Raw genomic sequence first — 21,140 nt, 5'->3', positions numbered from 1 at the left:
GGCCGCCCGGTACGGGCCTCCGCCCTGTCACGTGTGAGCACTAGGATTCGCGCCATGAGCTTTGGGCAAGGAGGGCCGTACGGCCCCGGGGGTTCGGGTCCGTCCGCTTCGTCCACACCGGACTGGGCCGCGCTGGCGGAGCAGAGCGAGGCAAAGGGAAGACGCAAGCGGCTGCTGATGATCGGCGGCGGCGTTCTGGCCACCCTCGCGGTGGCCGGCATCGTCGCCACCGCCGTGATCACCAGCAATGGCGGCAGCAACAAACCCTCGGCGCTGCCCTCCCCCGAGAAGCTCCCCGACGGGCCGGCCGAGCCCAAGCCGACCTTCTCCGATGTCAACGTCCCCCCGCCGCCGGACCCGGTGGACTACATCACCGACCCCAAGAAGGACACCGCGCCGCTCACCACCGCCTCGCTCTTCCCCGAGAAGCAGCTGGCGGCCGGCGGGCGCACCTACCCGAAGGCCACCACCAGCGCCACCGGCAGCTGCGCGAGCGTCGCGCAGGGCGGCCTCGGCCCGGTCCTGACCAAGCACGGCTGCGAGAAGCTGCTGCGCGCCACCTTCTCCCGGGACGGCGTGGCCGTCACGGTCGGCATAGCCCGCTTCGACAGCAAGGCGGCGGCCGCCGCCGTCAAGGACGAGTACAAGCCCAACCTCGCCGCGCTGGCCGGCGGCAAGGTCGCCCCGTTCTGCCAGGCCACCGCCTGCCGGACGTCGGCGAACGCGGCCGGCCGGTACGCGTACTTCACGATCGCCGGCTACCTCAACGGCCAGGCCGTCACCGGCAGCGAGACCAAGGCGCTGCAGGCGAGCCGGGACGGCGCCGCGTACGCCTGGAACCGGATCATGCAGCACGGCCGCGATCAGGCCGACGCGGCGGCGAAGTAGCAGCAGAAGCAGCTGAAGAACTGAGTCGGCGCGGGCGGGGCGGGGGCGCGCACCGCCGCCCCGCACGCGCCCTCAGCAGCAGCCCGCGCCCGGCAACGTCCGCTTGTTGCGCGCCTCCTTGTTGCGGGCCGCGAGCAGCTCGTCGGCCGGGTAGCCGACCTCCTCCAGCGTCAGCCCGTGCGGCCGTACGACATGCACCGCCGAGTCCCGCACGCCCGCCGCGAGCACCTTGCCCGGCCACTCCACGGGCCGGTGCCCGTCCCCGACGAACAGCAGCGCGCCCACCAGCGACCGCACCATGTTGTGGCAGAACGCGTCCGCCTTTACGGTCGCCGTGATGATCCCGTCCGCGTCCCGCTCCCAGCTCAGCTCCTGGAGCGTACGAATGGTCGTCGCGCCCTCGCGCCGCTTGCAGTACGCCGCGAAGTCGTGCTCCCCCAGCAGCGGCTGCGACGCCTCGTTCATCGCCGCCACGTCCAGGTCCCAGTCGTGCCACAGCACGTGCCCGCGCAGCAGCGGGTCGACGCCGCCGGGGTGATCGGTGACCCGGTACGCGTACCGGCGCCAGATCGCCGAGAACCGGGCGTTGAACCCGGCCGGGGCCTCGGCCACCCGCCAGATCCGTACGTCCTTCGGCAGCCGCCCGGCGAGCCGCCGCCGCAGCTTGTCACCGTGCTCGGCCCACAGCTCCTGCGGCAGGTCGACATGGGCCACCTGGCCGCGCGCGTGCACGCCCGCGTCCGTCCGCCCCGCCACGGTCAGCTCGTACGTCTCCTGCGCCCGCGTCACGGTCCGCAGCGCGTCCTCGATCTCCTGCTGGACCGTCCGCCGCTCCCGCTGCTTGGCCCACCCCGAGAAGTCCTTCCCGTCGTAGGAAAGGTCCAGCCGCACCCGCACGTGTCCGGGCGCCGGCCCGTCGTTGTCCTCACTCACGCGACCATCCTCTCAAGCGGAACGGGCCCGCTCCCCCGAAGGGGAACGGGCCCGCTCGACCGGCCTCAGCAGGCTCAGGCGTCCTTGGACTCCTCAGCCGGCGCCTCGGCGGCGGCCTCGTCGGCCTCCTTGACCGCGCGCTTGGCGGCGGCCTCGGCCTCGGCGACGGTCGCCTTCTTGGCGATCTCACCCTCGACCAGCTCGATCACAGCCATCGGGGCGTTGTCGCCACGACGGTTGCCGATCTTGGTGATCCGGGTGTAGCCACCCGGACGCTCGGCGTAGCGCGGGGCGATCTCGGTGAACAGCGTGTGCACGATGCTCTTGTCCGTGATCGTGGCCAGCACCAGGCGACGGTTGTGGATGTCGCCCTTCTTCGCCTTGGTGATCAGCTTCTCCGCGACGGGGCGCAGGCGGCGGGCCTTGGCCTCGGTCGTGGTGATGCGGCCGTGCTCGAACAGCGACTTCGCGAGGTTCGCGAGCAGAAGACGCTCGTGCGCGGCGCTGCCGCCCAGACGGGCACCCTTGGCGGGACGCGGCATGGTGTTTCTCCTCTGTGTCTGCCCCAGCCGTATCAGGTACCGGGGTCAGTATCCGAGCGGGCGGTCGCCCGTCGGAGACCCCGCGCCCGGTCAGGGGCGCGGGGAACTGCGCGACCAGCCAGAGCCGGTCCGCAGCAAAAATCAGGCCGTCAGGCCCGAGCTCAGTACTGCTCGGTCTCGACGAAACCCGCGTCGGCGTCGTCGTCGGCCCCAAACGCGTCAGCCGCAGCCGTCGGGTCGAAGCCGGGAGGCGAGTCCTTCAGGGCCAGGCCCATGCCGGCCAGCTTCGCCTTGACCTCGTCGATCGACTTCGCACCGAAGTTGCGGATGTCGAGCAGGTCCGCCTCGGAGCGGGCGACGAGCTCACCCACGGAGTGGATGCCCTCGCGCTTGAGGCAGTTGTACGACCGAACGGTGAGCTCCAGCTCCTCGATCGGCAGCGCCAGGTCGGCGGCCAGGGCGGCGTCCGTGGGGGACGGGCCCATGTCGATGCCCTCGGCGTCGATGTTGAGCTCGCGGGCCAGACCGAACAGCTCGACCAGGGTCTTACCGGCCGACGCCATGGCGTCACGGGGACGCATGGCCTGCTTGGTCTCGACGTCGACGATCAGCTTGTCGAAGTCGGTGCGCTGCTCGACTCGGGTCGCCTCGACCTTGTAGGTGACCTTGAGCACGGGGCTGTAGATGGAGTCGACCGGGATACGGCCGATCTCCTGGCCCACCTGCTTGTTCTGCACCGCGGAGACGTAGCCGCGACCGCGCTCGACGGTCAGCTCCATCTCCAGCTTGCCCTTGCCGTTCAGCGTGGCGAGGACCAGGTCGGGGTTGTGCACCTCGACACCGGCCGGCGGCGCGATGTCCGCGGCGGTGACCAGGCCGGGGCCCTGCTTGCGCAGGTACATCACGACCGGCTCGTCGTGCTCCGAGGAGACGACCAGCTGCTTGATGTTCAGGATGAGGTCGGTGACGTCCTCCTTGACGCCCGGCACGGTGGTGAACTCGTGCAGGACACCGTCGATGCGGATGGACGTGACCGCCGCACCCGGGATCGAGGAGAGGAGCGTACGACGCAGAGAGTTGCCGAGGGTGTAACCGAAGCCCGGCTCCAGCGGCTCGATCACGAACCGGGAGCGGTACTCGTCGACGACCTCTTCGGTCAACGAGGGACGCTGAGCGATCAGCATGTTTTTGATCCTTCAGTCGTGGACGCCCGCTATTTGACGCCCGCTGTACTACAAGGGTACGGGCGGTACGGCCCAAAAGTGCCGTACCGCCCGCGACCGCAGAGCCCTGCTTACTTGGAGTAGAGCTCGACGATCAGCTGCTCCTGCACCTGGGTGTCGATCACCTGGCGCTCGGGCAGCGAGTGCACGAGGACCCGCAGCTTCGAGGGGATGGCCTCGAGCCACGCGGGAACGGTCTTCTCGCCGGCCTCGGCCTGAGCCACCTGGAAGGGGGTCATGTTCCGAGACTTCTCGCGGACCTCGATGATGTCGTTCACGGACACGCGAGCCGACGGGATGTCGGTCTTGCGGCCGTTCACGTTGATGTGTCCGTGACGGACCAGCTGACGAGCGTGGTCGCGGGACTTCGCGAAGCCCGCACGGTAGACCACGTTGTCCAGACGGGACTCAAGGATGCGCAGAAGGTTCTCACCGGTCTTGCCGGTCTTCTGGTTCGCCTCCTTGTAGTACCCGAGGAACTGCTTCTCCAGGACACCGTAGATACGGCTGCACTTCTGCTTCTCACGAAGCTGCAGCAGGTACTCGCTGTCCTTGGTGCGCCCGCGACCGTGCTCACCCGGGGGGTAAGGACGGATCTCGATCGGGCACTTCGCGCTCTCGCACTTGCTCCCCTTGAGGAAGAGCTTCTGCTTCTCCCGACGGCAACGCTTGCAGTCGGCCCCGGTGTAACGCGCCATATTCTTGTGTCTCCTACTTCAGCTGGTCAGACGCGGCGGCGCTTGGGCGGGCGGCAGCCGTTGTGCGGGGTCGGGGTGACGTCCTGGATCGAGCCGACCTCGAGGCCGGTGGCCTGGAGGGAGCGGATCGCGGTCTCACGGCCGGAGCCGGGACCCTTGACGAAGACGTCGACCTTGCGCATGCCGTGCTCCTGCGCGCGACGCGCGGCCGACTCGGCGGCCATCTGCGCGGCGAACGGAGTCGACTTCCGCGAACCCTTGAAGCCCACGTGACCGGCCGAAGCCCAGGAAATCACGTTGCCGGTGGGGTCGGTGATCGAAACGATCGTGTTGTTGAACGTGCTCTTGATGTGAGCGTGCCCGTGGGCGACGTTCTTCTTCTCCTTGCGGCGCACCTTCTTGGCGCCGGCCGTACGGCCCTTCGGAGGCATTCATTACTCCCGTGGAGGTGGTCGGTCCTACAGCGAAGACCGCTGATAAGCGTCCGCTGAGGACTACTTCTTGCCCGGCTTCTTCTTGCCGGCGATCGCGCGACGCGGGCCCTTGCGGGTACGAGCGTTCGTGCTGGTGCGCTGGCCGTGGACGGGCAGGCCACGACGGTGGCGCAGGCCCTGGTAGCAGCCGATCTCGACCTTGCGGCGGATGTCGGCCTGGATCTCGCGACGGAGGTCACCCTCGGTCTGGAGATTGGCGTCCACGTACTCGCGGATCTTGACCAGGTCCTCTTCGGGAAGGTCACGAACGCGGGTGTTCGGGTCGACACCGGCAGCGGCGAGGGTCTGCTTCGCCAGCGTGCGGCCGATGCCGAAGACGTAGGTGAGGGCGACCTCCACGCGCTTTTCGCGCGGGATGTCAACACCTGAAACGCGTGCCATCGAATGGCTCCTGTGTTGATTCGGGGGTCTGCCACAGAGCCGCTCCCAGCCGCCGACCGCTCTTGTGTGAAAAGCAGTGGTACGACCTGGGTCCCCGGCCCCCGCCGGAGGTGTCGTCAGCCATTACGGCCCGACGGGCTCTGCGTATGTACGTATGTGCTTGCGTCGCGCGAAGAACTGCGGAAGTGCAGGTCGTGCGTCAGCCCTGGCGCTGCTTGTGGCGCAGGTTGTCGCAGATGACCATGACCCGGCCGTGGCGGCGGATCACCTTGCACTTGTCGCAGATCTTCTTGACGCTCGGCTTGACCTTCATGGGGTGAGGTTCTCCGGGTCAGTGCCGTACGCCCCACGGGAGGGGCAGCGGCAAGATCTACTTGTAGCGGTAGACGATCCGTCCACGCGTCAGGTCGTACGGAGAGAGCTCCACCACGACCCGGTCATCCGGGAGGATACGGATGTAGTGCATCCGCATCTTGCCGCTGATGTGCGCGAGGACCTGGTGACCGTTCTGAAGCTCCACCTTGAACATCGCGTTCGGGAGGGACTCGATCACGGTGCCCTCGATCTCGATGGCACCTTGCTTCTTGGCCACGCTTCGCCCTTCGAATCGGCTACCTTGATCAGCTCTCGTACAATTCACCCGATCCCCGCGTCCGGGGACGCAGGCATACGGATGCACGAGATCCGACGCGTCAGTCTACGTCAGTGCACACGAAAAGACGAATCCACGATTATTGCCCAGCCACGTAGATCGTTACGCCAGGGGATCGGGAGCAGTCTCAATGCCGTATTCGGCGAGCTTCGCCTTGCCACCATCGGGCGCCGTCAGCACCAGGGGCCCCTGCTCGGTCAGCGCGACCGAGTGCTCCCAGTGCGAGGACCAGCCGCCGTCGTTGGACTTCACGGTCCAGTCGTCCTCGAGGACGTGGGTCTTGGCGGTGCCGAGGTTGACCATCGGCTCGATGGCGATGCAGAAGCCGGGGACCAGCTTCGGGCCGCGGCCGCGCTTGCGGTCGACGTAGTTCAGCAGGTGCGGGTCCATGTGCATCTGCGATCCGATGCCGTGGCCGCCGTAGTCCTCGACGATGCCGTACTTGCCGGTGGACGGGCGCGGCTGCCGGCGGATGTAGCCCTCGATCGCCTTGGAGATGTCCACCAGGCGGTTGCCCTTGCGGACCGCGGCGATGCCGGCCCACATCGACTCCTCGGTCACCCGGCTCAGCTCGACCAGCTCCGAGGAGTGACCGGAGCCCACGAAGGCCGTGTACGCCGCGTCACCGTGCCAGCCGTCGACGATCGCGCCGCAGTCGATGGAGATGATGTCACCGTCCTGCAGGACGGTGTCCGCGGAGGGGATGCCGTGCACGACCACGTCGTTCACGGAGGTGCAGATCGTCGCGGGGAAGCCGCCGTACCCGAGGAAGTTCGACTTGGCGCCGTGCTCGGCCAGCACCTTGCGCGCGGCGTCGTCCAGGTCCTTGGTGGTGGCACCGGGCACCGCCGCCTCGCGCGTTGCGGCGTGGATCGCGGCGACGACCAGCCCCGCCTCGCGCATCTTCGCGATCTGCTCGGGGGTCTTGATCTCCAGCATGCTCTTCCTTTGCGGCTGAACCGCCGCCGCTCTCGCGGAGTCGGCTGGTCTCCGTCGTGGTTACTCAATCAATGGTTGCCGTTACCACGGTACCCGGACGCAACGCGGCCGTGGCCCCCAGTCGGGGGCCACGGCCGTATCGGAGCGTGTGTGCGCTGTTACGCCGCCTCGCGGTCCAACGCCGCCATCGCGCGCGCGGTGACGTCCTGGACCTTGCCCATCGCCGAGATGGTGGTCACGAGGCCCTGCGCGCGGTAGTAGTCGATGATCGGCTCGGTCTGCGTGTGATAGACCTCGAGCCGGTTGCGGACGGTGTCCTCACGGTCGTCGTCGCGCTGGTACAGCTCGCCGCCGCAGACGTCGCAGACGCCCTCCTGCTTCGGCGGGTTGTAGGCCACGTGGAAGACGTGGCCCGAGTCCTTGCGGCAGATGCGGCGGCCGGCGATGCGCTTGACCACCTCGTCCTCGGGGACCTCCAGGTCCAGGACCGCGTCCAGCTTCACGCTGTCGTCCTTGAGGGCCTCGTCCAGCGCCTCCGCCTGCGAGACGTTCCGCGGGAAGCCGTCCAGCAGGAAGCCGTTCGCGGCGTCGGGCTGGTTCATCCGGTCGCGCGCCATCCCGATGGTGACCTCGTCGGGCACCAGGTTCCCCGCGTCCATGTACGACTTGGCCTCAAGCCCGAGGGGCGTGCCCTGGCTGATGTTGGCTCGGAACAGGTCGCCCGTGGAGATGTGCGGGATCGCGAGGTTCTCGGCGAGGTACGCAGCCTGCGTACCCTTGCCTGCCCCAGGAGGACCGACGAGGACGATTCGCATCAGCGGAGGAACCCTTCGTAGTTACGCTGCTGAAGCTGGCTCTCGATCTGCTTCACGGTCTCCAGACCCACACCCACGATGATCAGGATGCTCGTCCCGCCGAACGGGAAGTTCTGGTCCGCGTTGAAGAGCACCAGAGCCACGGTGGGCACCAGCGCGATGAGACCCAGATACAGCGAGCCCGGCCACGTGATCCGGTTGAGCACGTAGCTGAGGTACTCGGCCGTCGGGCGACCAGCCCGGATACCCGGGATGAAGCCACCATACTTCTTCATGTTGTCGGCAACTTCTTCGGGGTTGAAGGAGATGGCGACGTAGAAGAACGCGAAGAAGACGATCAGCAGGAAGTACGTAACGATGTAAACCGGCCCATCTCCGCTCTGGAAGTGTGTCTGAAGCCACGTGGCCCAGCCTGCCTTCGAGCCGCTGAACTGCGCGATGAGCGCAGGGATGTAGAGCAGCGACGACGCGAAAATGACAGGAATCACACCTGCCTGATTCACCTTGAGCGGGATATAGGTGGACGTTCCGCCGTACGAACGACGCCCGATCATCCGCTTGGCGTACTGCACGGGGATACGGCGCTGAGCCTGTTCGACGAAGACCACCAACGCGATCATCACGAGTCCGATGGCGATCACGGAGCCGAATTCGATCCAGCCGTCGGCGAGCTTGCCGGACACCTTGATCTGCCACAGCGCGGCCGGGAAGCCGGAGGCGATCGAGATGAACATCAGGATCGACATGCCGTTGCCGATGCCGCGGTCCGTGATGAGCTCACCCAGCCACATGACCACGCCGGTGCCGGCGGTCATGCAGATGACCATCGTGATGGTCGTGAAGATGGCGGGGTCAGGAATGATTTCGTTGCGCAGGGTGCAGGTGCTGAACAGCGAACCACTGCGGGCCGTGGCCACCAGGCCGGTGCCCTGCAGGATCGCGAGCGCCACGGTGAGGTACCGGGTGTACTGCGTGATCTTCGCCTGCCCGGACTGCCCCTCCTTCTTCAGGGCTTCCAGCCGTGGGATCACCACGGTGAGCAGCTGAAGGATGATGCTCGCCGTGATGTACGGCATGATCCCGAGCGCGAAGAGTGTGATCTTGAGCAGCGCACCGCCGCTGAACATGTTCACCAGGCCGAAAAGACCACTACCGGAGCCGGCCTGCTTCATGCAGGTTTCGACGTTGGAGTAGTTCACTCCAGGAACCGGTACGTGCGCCCCGAGCCGATAGACCAGCACGATGCCCAGCGTGAACAGCAGCTTCTTGCGCAGGTCGGGCGTCTTGAACGCTCGGGCGAACGCGGTGAGCACGGTGCCTCCTGCGCCCCCCGCCTCGTGGGCGAGAGGTGACGGTCTTGAGGATCTACGAATACTGAGCGGCCGAAAACCGCGCGGCCCCCGGCCGCGCGGCGTATTCTCCGCGGTCCGCCACATCAGTCACCTGATGCGGCAGCCCCCGGCGAAAGTACAGCAATAGTGCACGCCACCTTACCGGCGACCATGCCCCCCTTGGAACGACCAACCGGGGATGCCCCAATTCGTGGGCATCCCCGGTCAGTTGATTCACTCGCGTCGGAGCGGCGTCAGAGAGGTGTCAGAGCAGCTCGGTGACGCTGCCGCCGGCGGCGGCGATCTTCTCCTTGGCGGAGCCGGAAACGGCGTCAACCGTCACCGTCAGCGCCACGGAGATCTCGCCCTGGCCCAGGACCTTGACGAGCTCGTTGTTGCGCACCGCGCCCTTGGCGACCAGGTCGGCCACCGTGACCTCGCCACCCTCGGGGTACAGCGCGGCCAGCTTCTCCAGGTTCACCACCTGGAACTGCTTGTGGGCGGGGTTCTTGAAGCCCTTCAGCTTCGGGAGACGCATGTGGAGGGGCATCTGCCCGCCCTCGAAGCGCTCCGGAACCTGGTAACGGGCCTTCGTGCCCTTGGTACCACGACCAGCGGTCTTACCCTTGGACGCCTCACCACGACCCACACGGGTCTTGGCGGTCTTGGCGCCCGGGGCAGGACGGAGGTTGTGGACCTTCAGCGGGTTGTTCTCCGCCATGTCAGTCGACCTCCTCGACCGTCACCAGGTGACGCACGGTGTGCACCATGCCGACGACCTCGGGACGGGCCTCCCGGACGACGCTGTCGTTCAGGCGCTTGAGGCCGAGCGAACGCAGCGTGTCACGGTGGTTCTGCTTGCTACCGATGTAGGACTTCGTCTGGGTGATCTTGATGCGCATCACGCATTCACCCCGGCACGCGCCCGCAGCAGAGCGGCGGGAGCAACGTCCTCCAGCGGCAGGCCACGACGGGCCGCGATCTCCTCGGGGCGCTGAAGGCCCTGAAGCGCGGTCACCGTGGCGTGCACGATGTTGATCGGGTTCGACGAACCGAGCGACTTGCTCAGCACGTCGTGAATGCCGGCGCACTCGAGCACGGCGCGCACCGGGCCACCGGCGATCACACCGGTACCGGGGGAAGCAGGCTTGAGCAGGACGACGCCCGCGGCCTTCTCGCCCTGGATGGGGTGCGGGATGGTGCCGGCGATACGGGGGACCTTGAAGAAGTGCTTCTTGGCCTCCTCAACACCCTTGGCGATGGCGGCCGGCACCTCCTTGGCCTTGCCGTAACCGACACCCACGGTGCCGTCACCGTCGCCCACCACGACCAGCGCGGTGAAGCTGAAGCGACGACCACCCTTCACAACCTTGGCGACACGGTTGATGGCGACAACACGCTCGACGTAGGCGGTCTTTTCGGCAGCTGCGCCGCCGTCCCGCCGGTCCTTACGGTCCCGCCGCTCGCCGCCACCGGCGCCGCCACCGCGGCGCTGGGGTCCAGCCATTGGAATTACCTCTCTCTGTTACGTCCGCTAGCTACGGAACCGGGGCTCAGAACTTCAGCCCGGCTTCGCGGGCGGCGTCGGCCAGAGCGGCAATCCGCCCGGCGTACTGCTTGCCACCACGGTCGAACACGACGGCCTCGACACCGGCAGCCTTGGCACGCTCGGCGACCAGCGCGCCGACCTGCTTCGCCTGCGCGCTCTTGTCGCCCTCGCCACCGCGGATCGACGCGTCCAGCGTCGACGCAGAGGCCAGAGTGTGGCCCTTGATGTCGTCGATGACCTGGGCGGTGATGCCACGGTTGGACCGCGTCACGACCAGACGAGGACGCTCCGGGGTACCCGAAATCCGCTTACGGATGCGGATGTGGCGACGCTTCGCAGCGGCGCGCTTGTAGGCGTCGCCCTTAGCGATCTTCACACCGTATGCCATGGCTTACTTACCAGCCTTTCCGACCTTGCGGCGGATGACCTCGCCGGCGTACTTGACGCCCTTGGCCTTGTACGGGTCGGGCTTACGCAGCTTGCGGATGTTCGCGGCGACCTCGCCGACCTTCTGCTTGTCGATGCCCTCGACGCTGAGCTTGGTCGGGGACTCGACCTTGAACGAGATGCCCTCGGGGGCCTCGATCAGGATCGGGTGGCTGTAGCCCAGCGAGAACTCCAGGTTGGAGCCCTTCGCCTGGACGCGGTAACCCACACCGCTGATCTCGAGCGCCTTGCTGTAGCCCTGGGTCACGCCGGTGATCATGTTCGCCACCAGCGTGCGGGACAGGCCGTGCAGGGCCTTGTTCTGACGCTCGTCGTTCGGGCGGGTGACGGCGATGTTGCCGTCCTCACCCTTGGCGACCTCGATGGGCGCGGCGACCGTGTGCTGAAGGGAACCCTTGGGGCCCTTCACGGAGACCGTCCGGCCATCGATGGTGACGTCCACACCAGCGGGAACCTGGATGGGCAGCTTGCCAATACGCGACATTAGCTATTCCTCCGTTCCCTGGTTACCAGACGTAGGCGAGAACTTCTCCGCCTACACCCTTCTTGCTGGCCTGCTGACCGGTCAGGAGACCGTGGGACGTGGAGATGATCGCCACGCCCAGGCCGCCGAGGACCTTCGGCAGGTTGGTGGACTTTGCGTAGACCCGCAGGCCCGGCTTCGAAATCCGCTTGATGCCGGCGATCGAGCGCTCGCGGTTCGGGCCGAACTTCAGCTCGAGGACGAGGTTCTTGCCGACCTCGGCGTCCTCGACCTTCCAGCCGGTGATGTAACCCTCCTGCTGGAGGATTTCCGCGATGTGCGACTTGATCTTGCTGTGCGGCATCGACACGGTGTCGTGGTATGCCGAGTTCGCGTTACGCAGACGAGTCAGCATGTCTGCGATGGGGTCAGTCATGGTCATGAATTGGCCTTCGGCCTCTCTCGCCGGGGTTTCCTATATGCGCCATCCCTCTCCCCACTCATGGGCGGGACGGGTGCGGCACGGGGACCTACGGCGTAGTAAGCGACTTTGAGCGGGCACGGTGGCCCGCGGTCGGTCTCGGGCGGCGGGGCGCCCAACCCTTCCACTCTAGGTGATGAAGGGCGGGGCACCACGCCATCCGAATGCTTACCGAGAGCCTCCGGTAACCACCAAGTAGGTGGTTACCAGGAGCTCTTGGTCACGCCCGGCAGCTCGCCACGGTGAGCCATCTCACGAAGGCACACGCGGCAGAGGCCGAACTTGCGGTAGACGGAGTGCGGACGACCGCAGCGCTGGCAGCGGGTGTACGCGCGCACGCCGAACTTGGGCTTGCGAGCAGCCTTCGCGATGAGAGCCTTCTTCGCCATCTCGCTCACGCCTCCTTGAACGGGAAGCCGAGGTGACGGAGGAGGGCGCGGCCCTCGTCGTCGTTGGTCGCCGTGGTGACCACGGTGATGTCCATACCCCGGGTACGGTCGATCTTGTCCTGGTCGATCTCGTGGAACATGACCTGCTCCGTGAGACCGAAGGTGTAGTTGCCCCGGCCGTCGAACTGCTTCGGCGACAGACCACGGAAGTCGCGGATGCGCGGCAGCGCGAGCGACAGCAGGCGGTCCAGGAACTCCCACATGCGGTCACCGCGGAGGGTGACGTGGGCACCGATCGGCTGGCCCTCACGCAGCTTGAACTGCGCGATGGACTTACGGGCCTTGGTCACGGCCGGCTTCTGGCCGGTGATCGTGGTGAGGTCGCGGATGGCGCCCTCGATCAGCTTGGAGTCGCGGGCGGCGTCGCCCACACCCATGTTGACCACGATCTTGGTCAGGCCGGGGATCTGCATGACGTTCTCGTACGAGAACTCGTCCTTCAGCTTCCCGGCGATCTCTTCGCGGTAGCGCTGCTTGAGGCGCGGTGCGTTGGTGGTGGCAGTCATCAGATGTCCTCACCGGTCCGCTTGGCAACGCGGATCTTGTTGCCCTCGTCGTCGAAGCGGTACCCGACGCGGGTGACGACCTTGTTGCCGTCCTTCTCCACCACGAGCTGAACGTTGCTCACGTGGATCGGGGCCTCGGTCGTCACGATGCCGCCGGTCTGCGAACCACGAGCGGTCTGGCCGGCCTTGGTGTGCTTCTTGACCCGGTTGACACCCTCGACCAGGACACGGTCCTCGCGGGGGAAGGCCGCGATGACCTTGCCCTGCTTGCCCTTGTCCTTACCGGTGATGACCTGGACCAGGTCGCCCTTCTTGATCTTCATCGGTTACAGCACCTCCGGCGCGAGCGAGATGATCTTCATGAACTTCTTCTCGCGCAGCTCACGGCCCACGGGGCCGAAGATACGGGTGCCGCGGGGGTCGCCATCGTTCTTGAGGATGACGGCCGCGTTCTCGTCGAAGCGGATGTACGAACCGTCGGGACGGCGGCGCTCCTTCACGGTGCGCACGATGACCGCCTTGACGACGTCACCCTTCTTCACGTTGCCACCGGGGATCGCATCCTTCACGGTGGCGACGATGACGTCACCGATGCCCGCGTAGCGTCGGCCCGAGCCACCGAGAACACGGATGGTGAGAATTTCCTTCGCACCCGTGTTATCGGCGACGCGAAGCCGAGACTCCTGCTGGATCACGTCTATCTCCTGATCGTCTGCCGGTTCCCGGCAGGGGTTTCACGTGAAACCCCTGCCGAGCCTGGCGGAACTTTTCCGAGGGAATCCCCCTCGGGGGGATGTGCTTGCCGCAATTCCCGGTAGGGAATTACTTGGCCTTCTCGAGGATCTCGACGACGCGCCAGCGCTTCGTCGCGGAGGTCGGCCGGGTCTCCATGAGGAGGACACGGTCGCCCACGCCCGCGGCGTTCTGCTCGTCGTGCGCCTTGAGCTTGTTCGTACGACGGATGACCTTGCCGTACAGCGCGTGCTTGACGCGGTCCTCGACGGCGACGACGACGGTCTTGTCCATCTTGTCGCTGACGACCAGGCCCTCGCGGGTCTTGCGGAAGCCGCGCTCGTTCTTCTCAGTCACATTCGTCTCGCTCATCAGGCGCTCTCCACCGTCTCGATGCCGAGCTCGCGCTCACGCATCAGGGTGTAGATCCGGGCGATGTCCTTGCGGACGGCCTTCAGCCGGCCGTGGTTTTCGAGCTGTCCGGTCGCCGCCTGGAAGCGGAGGTTGAACAGCTCCTCCTTGGCCTCACGAAGCTTGGCAACGAGGTCCTCGTTGTTCAGCTCGCGCAGCTCGGTCGCCTTGGTACCGGCCGCCATCACGACTCACCTGCCTCGCGCCGCACGATGCGGCACTTCATCGGAAGCTTGTGGGCGGCGCGGGTCAGCGCCTCCTTGGCAACCTTTTCGTTCGGGAAGGACAGCTCGAACATCACCCGGCCGGGCTTGACGTTCGCGACCCACCACTCCGGAGAACCCTTACCGGAACCCATGCGGGTCTCGGCAGGCTTCTTCGTCAGCGGACGGTCGGGGTAGATGTTGATCCACACCTTGCCGCCACGCTTGATGTGACGAGTCATGGCGATACGAGCGGACTCGATCTGCCGGTTCGTCACGTAAGCCGGGGTGACGGCCTGGATGCCGTACTCACCGAAGGCCAGCTCGGTGCCACCCTTGGCCATGCCGTTGCGCTTCGGGTGGTGCTGCTTGCGGTGCTTGACCCTGCGAGGGATCAGCATGTCGGTCAGGCCTCCTGTCCGGTGCTCTCAGCCGGAGCAGCGGCAGCGGCCTCGGCCTTGGGGGCCTCGGCAGCGGCGCTCTGCTGCTGCGGCTTGCGGCCGCGGCCGCCACGCTCGCCACCACGGCGCGGGCGGTCGTTGCCACCGCGGGCCGGGCGGTTACCCGCACGGGCAGCGGCGTTCTCGGCGCGAACCTCGGCGATGTTCTTGACGTCGCCCTTGTAGATCCAGACCTTCACGCCGATGCGGCCGAAGGTCGTCTTGGCCTCGAAGAAGCCGTAGTCGACGTTCGCACGGAGCGTGTGCAGGGGCACGCGGCCCTCGCGGTAGAACTCCGAGCGGGACATCTCGGCGCCGCCGAGACGACCGCCGCACTGGATCTTGATGCCCTTGGCGCCGGCCTTCATCGTCGACTGCATGCTCTTACGCATGGCGCGACGGAAGGAGACGCGCGAGGACAGCTGCTCCGCGACGGCCTGCGCGACCAGCTGAGCGTCAGTCTCGGGGTTCTTGACCTCGAGAATGTTCAGCTGGACCTGCTTGCCGGTGAGCTTCTCCAGCTCACCGCGGATGCGGTCGGCCTCGGCGCCACGGCGGCCGATGACGATGCCCGGACGGGCGGTGTGGATGTCAACGCGGACGCGCTCACGGGTGCGCTCGATCTCCACCTTCGAGATACCGGCGCGCTCCATGCCCTTCGTCATCATGCGACGAATGGCGACGTCTTCCTTGACGTAGTCCTTGTACAGCTTGTCGGCGTACCAGCGCGACTTGAAGTCGGTGGTGATGCCGAGCCGGAACCCGTGCGGGTTTACCTTCTGGCCCATTACCGGGTTCCTTCCTTGCTGCTGACGACCACAGTGATGTGGCTGGTCCGCTTGCGGATCCGGTAGGCACGGCCCTGAGCACGCGGACGGAACCGCTTCAGGGTCGGGCCTTCGTCGACGTACGCCTCGCTGATGAACAGCTGAGAGGCGTCCGTGTGGTCGTAGTTGTGCGCGGCGTTGGCAATGGCGCTGTCCAGCACCTTGCCCACCGGCACGCTCGCGGCCTGCGGGGCGAAACGCAGGACCGCCTGAGCCTCCGTGGCGTCCATGCCACGGACAAGGTCCACCACGCGGCGGGCCTTCATGGGCGTGACACGCACGTAGCGCGCCTGGGCCCTGGCTTCCATGGTTGTCCCTTCGGTGTCAGTCATAGTCTTCGCTCTTCCGCCGATCAGCGACGACGCGACTTGCGGTCGTCCTTCTCGTGGCCGCGGAAGGTGCGGGTCGGCGCAAACTCGCCGAGCTTGTGGCCGACCATCGACTCGGTGACGAACACCGGGACGTGGGTCTTGCCGTTGTGCACCGCCAGCGTGTGGCCAAGCATGGCCGGCACGATCATGGAGCGACGGGACCAGGTCTTGATGACGTTCTTGGTGCCGGCTTCGTTCTGGACATCCACCTTCTTGATCAGGTGGTCGTCGACGAAGGGCCCCTTCTTGAGACTGCGCGGCATCTAAACCCGCTCCTAGCGCTTCTTGTTCGTCTTGCGGCGGCGGACGATGTACTTGTTCGAAGCCTTCTTAGGCGAACGCGTACGACCCTCCTTCTGACCCCACGGCGAGACCGGGTGGCGACCACCGGAGGTCTTGCCCTCACCACCACCGTGCGGGTGGTCGACGGGGTTCATCACGACACCACGCACGGTCGGGCGGACGCCCTTCCAGCGCATGCGGCCGGCCTTGCCCCAGTTGATGTTCGACTGCTCGGCGTTGCCGACCTCGCCGACAGTGGCGCGGCAGCGGACGTCGACCAGGCGGATCTCACCCGACGGCATACGAAGGTGGGCCATGGTGCCCTCCTTCGCCAGCAGCTGCACGGAGGCACCCGCGGAACGGGCGAACTTCGCGCCGCCGCCGGGCCGCAGCTCGATGGCGTGGATGGTCGTACCGACCGGGATGTTGCGCAGCGCCAGGTTGTTGCCGGGCTTGATGTCGGCGCCGGGGCCGTTCTCAATCCGGTCACCCTGCGACAGGCCGCGGGGGGCGATGATGTAGCGCTTCTCGCCGTCCGCGTAGTGCAGGAGCGCGATGCGCGCGGTGCGGTTCGGGTCGTACTCGATGTGCGCGACCTTGGCCGGCACGCCGTCCTTGTCGTGACGACGGAAGTCGATCACGCGGTAGGCGCGCTTGTGGCCACCACCCTGGTGGCGAACGGTCACACGACCGGCGTTGTTACGGCCGCCCTTGCTGTGCAGCGGGCGAACCAGCGACTTCTCCGGCGTGGACCGCGTGATCTCGACAAAGTCGGCGACGCTGGAGCCACGACGGCCCGGGGTCGTCGGCTTGTACTTGCGGATACCCATTTCTCAGTCCTCGTCCGATTCCGGACGATCCAGACCGCCGTTAGGCGGTCGGACCGCCGAAGATGTCGATGCGGTCGCCCTCGGCGAGGGTCACGATGGCGCGCTTGGTGTCAGCGCGCTTGCCGAAACCGGTGCGGGTGCGCTTGCGCTTGCCCTGCCGGTTGATCGTGTTCACCCCGGTGACCTTGACCGAGAAGACCGCCTCGACGGCCTGCTTGATCTGGGTCTTGTTGGCACGCGGGTCGACGATGAACGTGTACTTGTTCTCGTCCAGCAGCGCGTAGCTCTTCTCGGACACGACGGGCTTCTTCAGCACGTCACGGTGGTCCGTGAAGGTCTTGCTGGTGACGACGGCCTCACTCATCAGGCGTCGCTCCCTTCGGTCTCAACGGCCTTGGGGCCAGACACGAAGGACTCGAAAGCGGTCTGGGTGAAGACCACGTCGTCCGAGACGAGCACGTCGTACGTGTTCAGCTGGCCCGGCTCCAGGATGTGAACCTGGGGCAGGTTGCGGGCGGACAGCCACGCGGCCTCGTCGCTGCGCTCGGCGACCAGGAGCACGTTCTTGCGCTCGCTGATCTTGCCGAGAAGAGCCTTGGCGGCCTTCGTGGAGGTCGCACCCTCGACCACGCCGGAAACGACGTGGATGCGCGAGTTGCGGGCCCGGTCGGTGAGGGCACCGCGCAGGGCGGCGGCCTTCATCTTCTTCGGGGTCCGCTGCGAGTAGTCACGCGGCACGGGGCCGTGGACGATGCCACCGCCGGCGAACTGCGGCGCACGGGTCGAACCCTGACGCGCGCGGCCGGTGCCCTTCTGGCGGTACGGCTTCTTGCCACCGCCGCGGACCTCGCCACGGGTCTTGGTCTTGTGCGTGCCCTGACGGGCAGCGGCCAGCTGTGCGACGACGACCTGGTGGATCAGCGGAACGCTGACCTTCGCGTCGAAGATCTCCGCGGGGAGCTCGACGGTCCCGGCCTTGTCGCCTGCCGGCGAAAGGATGTCAATGGTGCTCATCGGTTACCTCAGGCCCCCTTGGCCGCGGTACGGACCAGGACGAGGCCGCCGTTCGGACCGGGGACGGCGCCCTTGATGAGCAGCAGTCCCTTCTCCGCGTCAACGGCGTGGACGGTCAGGTTCTGGGTGGTGACCCGCTCGTTGCCCATACGGCCGGACATGCGCATGCCCTTGAAGACACGGCCCGGGGTGGCGCAGCCACCGATGGAGCCCGGCTTGCGGTGTACGCGGTGCGCACCGTGCGAAGCCTTGCCGCCGTGGAAGCCGTGACGCTTCATGACACCGGCGGTGCCCTTGCCCTTGGTCTTGCCGGTCACGTCCACCTTGATGCCGGAGTCGAAGACCTCGGCATTGATCTCCTGGCCGAGGGTGTACTCGCCGGCATCGGCGGTACGGACCTCGACGAGGTGACGGCGGGGGGTGACATCGGCCTTGGCGAAGTGGCCCTTGAGGGGCTTGTTCACCTTGCGCGGGTCGATCTCGCCGAAGGCGATCTGGACGGAGTCGTATCCGTCCTGGTCTGCGGTGCGCACCTGGGTAACGACACAGGGGCCGGCCTTGACCACGGTGACCGGAACAACGCGGTTGTTCTCGTCCCACACCTGGGTCATGCCGAGCTTCTCGCCCAGGAGGCCCTTGATCTGCTTAGCCATTCTCAGATCACCCGCCTCAGAGCTTGATCTCGATGTCGACACCGGCCGGAAGGTCGAGTCGCATCAGGGAGTCAACGGTCTTCGGCGTCGGGTCGAGAATGTCGATCAGGCGCTTGTGCGTCCGCATCTCGAAGTGCTCGCGCGCGTCCTTGTACTTGTGCGGCGACTTGATGACGCAGTACACGTTCTTTTCAGTGGGCAGCGGCACCGGGCCCGCGACCGACGCACCAGTGCGAGTCACCGTCTCGACGATCTTCTTCGCCGAGCTGTCGATGACCTCGTGGTCGTAGGCCTTGAGCCGGATGCGGATCTTCTGTCCCGCCATGGCTACTGTGTAGTCCTTTGTCTCGTAACGCTCTGGGACCCGGTGCGCTTGTGCCTTTCCGAGACACGGCCCACATCCGCCACGCTCTCGCTCTTCGCCGACCCACGCGGTCGGGCGTGTCGCATCCCTTCCCGCATATCTCCGCAGGGGAGATCCTTCGAGAAGGAGAACGTGGGGTCATGGACACCCACCGGGCGCCTGGCTGAGGCACCCCGCTGACGCTTCCCGGAAGATTCCCGTACTTCCGCCCCTGATGAGAGGCGACGAATACCTAGGACTCGCTTCCAGTCCTCCCGGCGGGAGGCGCGCAGCATCGGCACTCAACCGAGCAACTTGGCTAGTGTGCCATATGGGGCACACGGCTGGCCAACCGAAGGGGAGAGAGTACCCCACGCCACACCGTGCGAATCCCCGGGCCCGCCGTCAGCCGATCTTCAACTGGCCGCCGGCCGTCGATCAGCCGGTCCTCAGCCGGTCCTCAGCCGGCCGGAACGACCGCCTGCGGACTCCGCTCCTGCGCGCTCCCGGGCACCGGAGCCGAGGCGTCACTCCCCAGCTCCACGATCCGGTTCGCGCCGTCCACATGCACCACACTCGGCTTCATCGCCCGCGCCTCGGCGTCCTCGACCTGCGCGTAACTGATGAGAATCACCAGGTCACCGGGGTGCACAAGATGCGCGGCCGCGCCGTTGATCCCGATGACTCCGGACCCCCGCTCCCCCTCGATGACATACGTCTCCAGCCGGGCCCCGTTGGTGATGTCGACGATATGCACCAGCTCGCCCGGCAGCAGATCGGCGGCGTCCATCAACTCCGCGTCAACGGTCACGGACCCCACGTAATGCAGATCGGCCTGGGTCACGGTGGCCCGATGGATCTTCGACTTGAACATGGTGCGCAGCATGGCGTCACTCCCACGAAGAAAGGTCGCGTCCTCCGACGAGGTGCGCGCCGACGCGGTCATGCTAAGCGCCGCCACCGGGGCGGCAAAAGGTGAGGAGGGTCTCGCTAAAGGTGGTCGACCTCGGTGAGGTCGATGTCGATCGTGAAGGGAACGGTCAGCTTCAGCCGCTCATGGTGGATCCCCGTCAGTGCGTACGCCTTCGTGACCGGGTCCAGCTCATTCGTGTGCACCGCCGGGTGGTCCTTCTCCCCCGCCATCTCGACCAGCCAGAAATGCGGGATGCCGGCCGCGGCGTACTTGCCCGGCTTGGTCTCGCGGTCCCGGGACTCCGAGTCGGGCGAGACCACCTCCACGGCGAGCACGACGTCGGACGGCTCGTAGCGCGTCTGCCGCAGGCTCCGTACGGCCTCGGCACGCAGCACAAGGAGATCGGGCTCCGGCGCGTTCCGGGTGTTCAGTACGACGACCATTTGGCGCCGCACCCGGAAGCGCTCCGGAGCGGCCCGCCGCAGCCCGGCTTCCAACAGGCACACCGTGATCGAATGAAAAGCCCGCTGCGGACTCACGAAGACCAGACTGCCGTCGATCAACTCGGTGTGCGGCGGGAGGTCGGGCAGAGTGAACAGGTCGTCCACGGTGTAGCCGTCCGGCGGCGGCACCGGCCAGGGGAGCTGCGGTGGGGCGGTCACGTTTTCTCCCATGGGCGAGAGCGTGACCCATGTACCGAAGGTTGTGCCCCGACCCGACCGAACACCGCTCGAAGGAGTGGGAACACCTGTACGGCATTGACGCCGCGCGCCCACACCTCTCTGACATGATCCCCACCATGGGGCGGGAAAAGGGGATATTCAGGGGGACATTCATCGCGGGGCATCTCCTGGCCGTGGCCGTTGTCGGCGCGTGCGTCGCGATGCTTCTCGGGGGCACGCTGCTGGTGGCCGCCTGGAACAGCGGCCTCGGCGTACTGGGCGTCGCCGCGCTGGCCGTGGAGGCGTTACTGGGCACGGCCGCCCTCGCCGTCGTGGGCCGCCGCGGCCGCCGGCTCCTCCCCTGGGCGAGCGGCTCCCCGCGCGGCCATCTTCTCTGGGCAGCGGCCGTCCTCCTCCTCGGTACGGCCGGCGCGGCGGCGGTCCTGTACCTGCTCATGACGCCGTACGGCATGGCGGGCACCACGACGTGGCAGCTGCTGCTCCTCACCGGCCCGCCCTACGCCATCGCCGCGGCCCTCCTCGTACCCCGCCTCGCCCTCCGCATCGCGGCACTGGCCGCCGCGGCGCTCGTGGGGCTCACCGCCGCCCTGCTGTCGTACGCCGACACCACCGCCACCGAGGCGGCGCTCGCGCACCCCGCCCCTCCC

Annotated in this window: 35 protein-coding genes and 1 pseudogene; 2 read left to right on the top strand and 34 right to left on the bottom strand. The window is 66.9% G+C overall.

The genetic code is table 11. The annotated features are described in order from the left end of the window. Positions 1-54 precede the first annotated feature (54 nt). A complete protein-coding gene (locus tag CCS38_RS23670; RefSeq protein ID WP_223735312.1) occupies positions 55-888 on the top strand; it encodes a hypothetical protein in 834 nt (277 codons plus the stop codon). A 72-nt stretch (positions 889-960) separates the two neighbouring features. Here CCS38_RS23670 and truA read toward each other — a convergent pair whose 3' ends face one another. From truA to CCS38_RS23500, 34 genes are all read right to left on the bottom strand, one after another. Continuing rightward, a complete protein-coding gene (truA, locus tag CCS38_RS23665) occupies positions 961-1,821 on the bottom strand; it encodes a tRNA pseudouridine(38-40) synthase TruA (RefSeq protein WP_223735311.1) in 861 nt (286 codons plus the stop codon). Between the two features lie 74 nt (positions 1,822-1,895). Further along, positions 1,896-2,363, bottom strand: a complete 468-nt coding sequence (rplQ, locus tag CCS38_RS23660; RefSeq protein ID WP_030262863.1) for a 50S ribosomal protein L17 — start codon at positions 2,361-2,363, stop codon at positions 1,896-1,898. 161 nt (positions 2,364-2,524) lie between these two features. Next, positions 2,525-3,547 (bottom strand): DNA-directed RNA polymerase subunit alpha, encoded by a 1,023-nt coding sequence (locus CCS38_RS23655; RefSeq protein WP_003956430.1) that lies wholly within the window; start codon positions 3,545-3,547, stop codon positions 2,525-2,527. A 110-nt stretch (positions 3,548-3,657) separates the two neighbouring features. Then, positions 3,658-4,284, bottom strand: coding sequence for a 30S ribosomal protein S4 (gene rpsD / locus CCS38_RS23650; protein ID WP_030262860.1), 627 nt, complete (start codon positions 4,282-4,284; stop codon positions 3,658-3,660). 26 nt (positions 4,285-4,310) lie between these two features. Continuing rightward, the gene (gene rpsK, locus CCS38_RS23645; RefSeq protein ID WP_004571845.1) at positions 4,311-4,715 is read right to left on the bottom strand and encodes a 30S ribosomal protein S11; all 405 of its coding nucleotides are present in this window, start codon (positions 4,713-4,715) and stop codon (positions 4,311-4,313) included. Between the two features lie 63 nt (positions 4,716-4,778). Then, positions 4,779-5,159 (bottom strand): 30S ribosomal protein S13, encoded by a 381-nt coding sequence (rpsM, locus tag CCS38_RS23640; protein ID WP_030262856.1) that lies wholly within the window; start codon positions 5,157-5,159, stop codon positions 4,779-4,781. Positions 5,160-5,358: 199 nt separating this feature from the next. Next, entirely contained in the window at positions 5,359-5,472 is a 114-nt protein-coding gene (rpmJ, locus tag CCS38_RS23635) for a 50S ribosomal protein L36 (RefSeq protein ID WP_003956441.1), read from the bottom strand. A gap of 57 nt (positions 5,473-5,529) precedes the next feature. Continuing rightward, positions 5,530-5,751: a translation initiation factor IF-1 gene (infA, locus tag CCS38_RS23630; RefSeq protein WP_030262853.1), complete on the bottom strand. Its 222-nt coding sequence runs from the start codon at positions 5,749-5,751 to the stop codon at positions 5,530-5,532. A gap of 162 nt (positions 5,752-5,913) precedes the next feature. Beyond that, positions 5,914-6,750: a type I methionyl aminopeptidase gene (gene map / locus CCS38_RS23625; RefSeq protein WP_223735310.1), complete on the bottom strand. Its 837-nt coding sequence runs from the start codon at positions 6,748-6,750 to the stop codon at positions 5,914-5,916. Positions 6,751-6,908: 158 nt separating this feature from the next. Then, positions 6,909-7,565, bottom strand: a complete 657-nt coding sequence (locus CCS38_RS23620) for an adenylate kinase (RefSeq protein ID WP_223735309.1) — start codon at positions 7,563-7,565, stop codon at positions 6,909-6,911. Beyond that, complete coding sequence (secY, locus tag CCS38_RS23615) at positions 7,565-8,878, bottom strand: preprotein translocase subunit SecY (RefSeq protein WP_223735308.1); 1,314 nt, start codon at positions 8,876-8,878, stop codon at positions 7,565-7,567. Before secY ends, CCS38_RS23620 begins: the two co-directional genes overlap by 1 nt. A gap of 283 nt (positions 8,879-9,161) precedes the next feature. Then, positions 9,162-9,617 carry a 50S ribosomal protein L15 gene (rplO, locus tag CCS38_RS23610; RefSeq protein ID WP_030262840.1) on the bottom strand — a complete coding sequence of 152 codons (456 nt, stop codon included), beginning with the start codon at positions 9,615-9,617 and terminating at the stop codon, positions 9,162-9,164. Position 9,618: 1 nt separating this feature from the next. Beyond that, positions 9,619-9,801: a 50S ribosomal protein L30 gene (gene rpmD / locus CCS38_RS23605; protein WP_031050958.1), complete on the bottom strand. Its 183-nt coding sequence runs from the start codon at positions 9,799-9,801 to the stop codon at positions 9,619-9,621. Further along, positions 9,798-10,403 (bottom strand): 30S ribosomal protein S5, encoded by a 606-nt coding sequence (rpsE, locus tag CCS38_RS23600; RefSeq protein ID WP_030262835.1) that lies wholly within the window; start codon positions 10,401-10,403, stop codon positions 9,798-9,800. Before rpsE ends, rpmD begins: the two co-directional genes overlap by 4 nt. 46 nt (positions 10,404-10,449) lie before the next feature. Continuing rightward, positions 10,450-10,833, bottom strand: a complete 384-nt coding sequence (gene rplR, locus CCS38_RS23595) for a 50S ribosomal protein L18 (RefSeq protein ID WP_030262832.1) — start codon at positions 10,831-10,833, stop codon at positions 10,450-10,452. Positions 10,834-10,836: 3 nt separating this feature from the next. Then, positions 10,837-11,376, bottom strand: coding sequence for a 50S ribosomal protein L6 (gene rplF / locus CCS38_RS23590; RefSeq protein ID WP_223735307.1), 540 nt, complete (start codon positions 11,374-11,376; stop codon positions 10,837-10,839). Positions 11,377-11,398: 22 nt separating this feature from the next. Then, positions 11,399-11,797, bottom strand: coding sequence for a 30S ribosomal protein S8 (gene rpsH, locus CCS38_RS23585; protein ID WP_030262826.1), 399 nt, complete (start codon positions 11,795-11,797; stop codon positions 11,399-11,401). 242 nt (positions 11,798-12,039) lie between these two features. After that, positions 12,040-12,225, bottom strand: coding sequence for a type Z 30S ribosomal protein S14 (locus tag CCS38_RS23580; RefSeq protein ID WP_003956452.1), 186 nt, complete (start codon positions 12,223-12,225; stop codon positions 12,040-12,042). Between the two features lie 5 nt (positions 12,226-12,230). Next, entirely contained in the window at positions 12,231-12,791 is a 561-nt protein-coding gene (rplE, locus tag CCS38_RS23575) for a 50S ribosomal protein L5 (protein ID WP_030262823.1), read from the bottom strand. Then, positions 12,791-13,114: a 50S ribosomal protein L24 gene (gene rplX / locus CCS38_RS23570; protein WP_019888758.1), complete on the bottom strand. Its 324-nt coding sequence runs from the start codon at positions 13,112-13,114 to the stop codon at positions 12,791-12,793. The genes rplE and rplX overlap by 1 nt, the downstream gene beginning before the upstream one ends. A gap of 3 nt (positions 13,115-13,117) precedes the next feature. Next, positions 13,118-13,486: a 50S ribosomal protein L14 gene (gene rplN, locus CCS38_RS23565; protein WP_003974257.1), complete on the bottom strand. Its 369-nt coding sequence runs from the start codon at positions 13,484-13,486 to the stop codon at positions 13,118-13,120. A gap of 127 nt (positions 13,487-13,613) precedes the next feature. Further along, complete coding sequence (gene rpsQ, locus CCS38_RS23560; protein WP_030262818.1) at positions 13,614-13,895, bottom strand: 30S ribosomal protein S17; 282 nt, start codon at positions 13,893-13,895, stop codon at positions 13,614-13,616. After that, positions 13,895-14,119 carry a 50S ribosomal protein L29 gene (gene rpmC / locus CCS38_RS23555; RefSeq protein ID WP_004950453.1) on the bottom strand — a complete coding sequence of 75 codons (225 nt, stop codon included), beginning with the start codon at positions 14,117-14,119 and terminating at the stop codon, positions 13,895-13,897. Before rpmC ends, rpsQ begins: the two co-directional genes overlap by 1 nt. Beyond that, on the bottom strand, positions 14,119-14,538 hold the full coding sequence (gene rplP, locus CCS38_RS23550; RefSeq protein ID WP_004571829.1) for a 50S ribosomal protein L16: 420 nt from the start codon (positions 14,536-14,538) through the stop codon (positions 14,119-14,121). The genes rpmC and rplP overlap by 1 nt, the downstream gene beginning before the upstream one ends. 5 nt (positions 14,539-14,543) lie before the next feature. Next, entirely contained in the window at positions 14,544-15,365 is an 822-nt protein-coding gene (gene rpsC / locus CCS38_RS23545) for a 30S ribosomal protein S3 (protein WP_223735306.1), read from the bottom strand. Continuing rightward, positions 15,365-15,712 carry a 50S ribosomal protein L22 gene (gene rplV, locus CCS38_RS23540; protein ID WP_037772835.1) on the bottom strand — a complete coding sequence of 116 codons (348 nt, stop codon included), beginning with the start codon at positions 15,710-15,712 and terminating at the stop codon, positions 15,365-15,367. The genes rpsC and rplV overlap by 1 nt, the downstream gene beginning before the upstream one ends. Before the next feature lie 44 nt (positions 15,713-15,756). Then, positions 15,757-16,038: a 30S ribosomal protein S19 gene (rpsS, locus tag CCS38_RS23535; RefSeq protein WP_030262810.1), complete on the bottom strand. Its 282-nt coding sequence runs from the start codon at positions 16,036-16,038 to the stop codon at positions 15,757-15,759. Positions 16,039-16,050: 12 nt separating this feature from the next. Then, complete coding sequence (gene rplB / locus CCS38_RS23530; protein ID WP_030262808.1) at positions 16,051-16,887, bottom strand: 50S ribosomal protein L2; 837 nt, start codon at positions 16,885-16,887, stop codon at positions 16,051-16,053. A 40-nt stretch (positions 16,888-16,927) separates the two neighbouring features. Then, positions 16,928-17,251, bottom strand: a complete 324-nt coding sequence (gene rplW, locus CCS38_RS23525) for a 50S ribosomal protein L23 (RefSeq protein ID WP_030262807.1) — start codon at positions 17,249-17,251, stop codon at positions 16,928-16,930. Continuing rightward, positions 17,251-17,901: a 50S ribosomal protein L4 gene (gene rplD / locus CCS38_RS23520; RefSeq protein WP_030262805.1), complete on the bottom strand. Its 651-nt coding sequence runs from the start codon at positions 17,899-17,901 to the stop codon at positions 17,251-17,253. Before rplD ends, rplW begins: the two co-directional genes overlap by 1 nt. A gap of 8 nt (positions 17,902-17,909) precedes the next feature. Next, the gene (gene rplC / locus CCS38_RS23515; protein ID WP_223735305.1) at positions 17,910-18,554 is read right to left on the bottom strand and encodes a 50S ribosomal protein L3; all 645 of its coding nucleotides are present in this window, start codon (positions 18,552-18,554) and stop codon (positions 17,910-17,912) included. A gap of 16 nt (positions 18,555-18,570) precedes the next feature. Then, positions 18,571-18,879 (bottom strand): 30S ribosomal protein S10, encoded by a 309-nt coding sequence (gene rpsJ, locus CCS38_RS23510; RefSeq protein ID WP_014054162.1) that lies wholly within the window; start codon positions 18,877-18,879, stop codon positions 18,571-18,573. 478 nt (positions 18,880-19,357) lie between these two features. Continuing rightward, a complete protein-coding gene (panD, locus tag CCS38_RS23505; protein WP_223735304.1) occupies positions 19,358-19,783 on the bottom strand; it encodes an aspartate 1-decarboxylase in 426 nt (141 codons plus the stop codon). Between the two features lie 104 nt (positions 19,784-19,887). Further along, positions 19,888-20,484, bottom strand: coding sequence for a Uma2 family endonuclease (locus CCS38_RS23500; RefSeq protein ID WP_223735303.1), 597 nt, complete (start codon positions 20,482-20,484; stop codon positions 19,888-19,890). Between the two features lie 125 nt (positions 20,485-20,609). On the opposite strand from CCS38_RS23500, the pseudogene CCS38_RS23495 reads away from it, so the two are divergent. Further along, a pseudogene (locus tag CCS38_RS23495) lies at positions 20,610-21,140 on the top strand (hypothetical protein); the annotation flags it as partial.

This window comes from Streptomyces purpurogeneiscleroticus (assembly GCF_020024005.1).
In the GTDB taxonomy this organism is placed as follows: domain Bacteria; phylum Actinomycetota; class Actinomycetes; order Streptomycetales; family Streptomycetaceae; genus Streptomyces; species Streptomyces purpurogeneiscleroticus.
The sequence above is the reverse complement of the archived record's forward strand: the minus strand, read 5'-3'. Positions and strand labels throughout refer to the sequence as shown.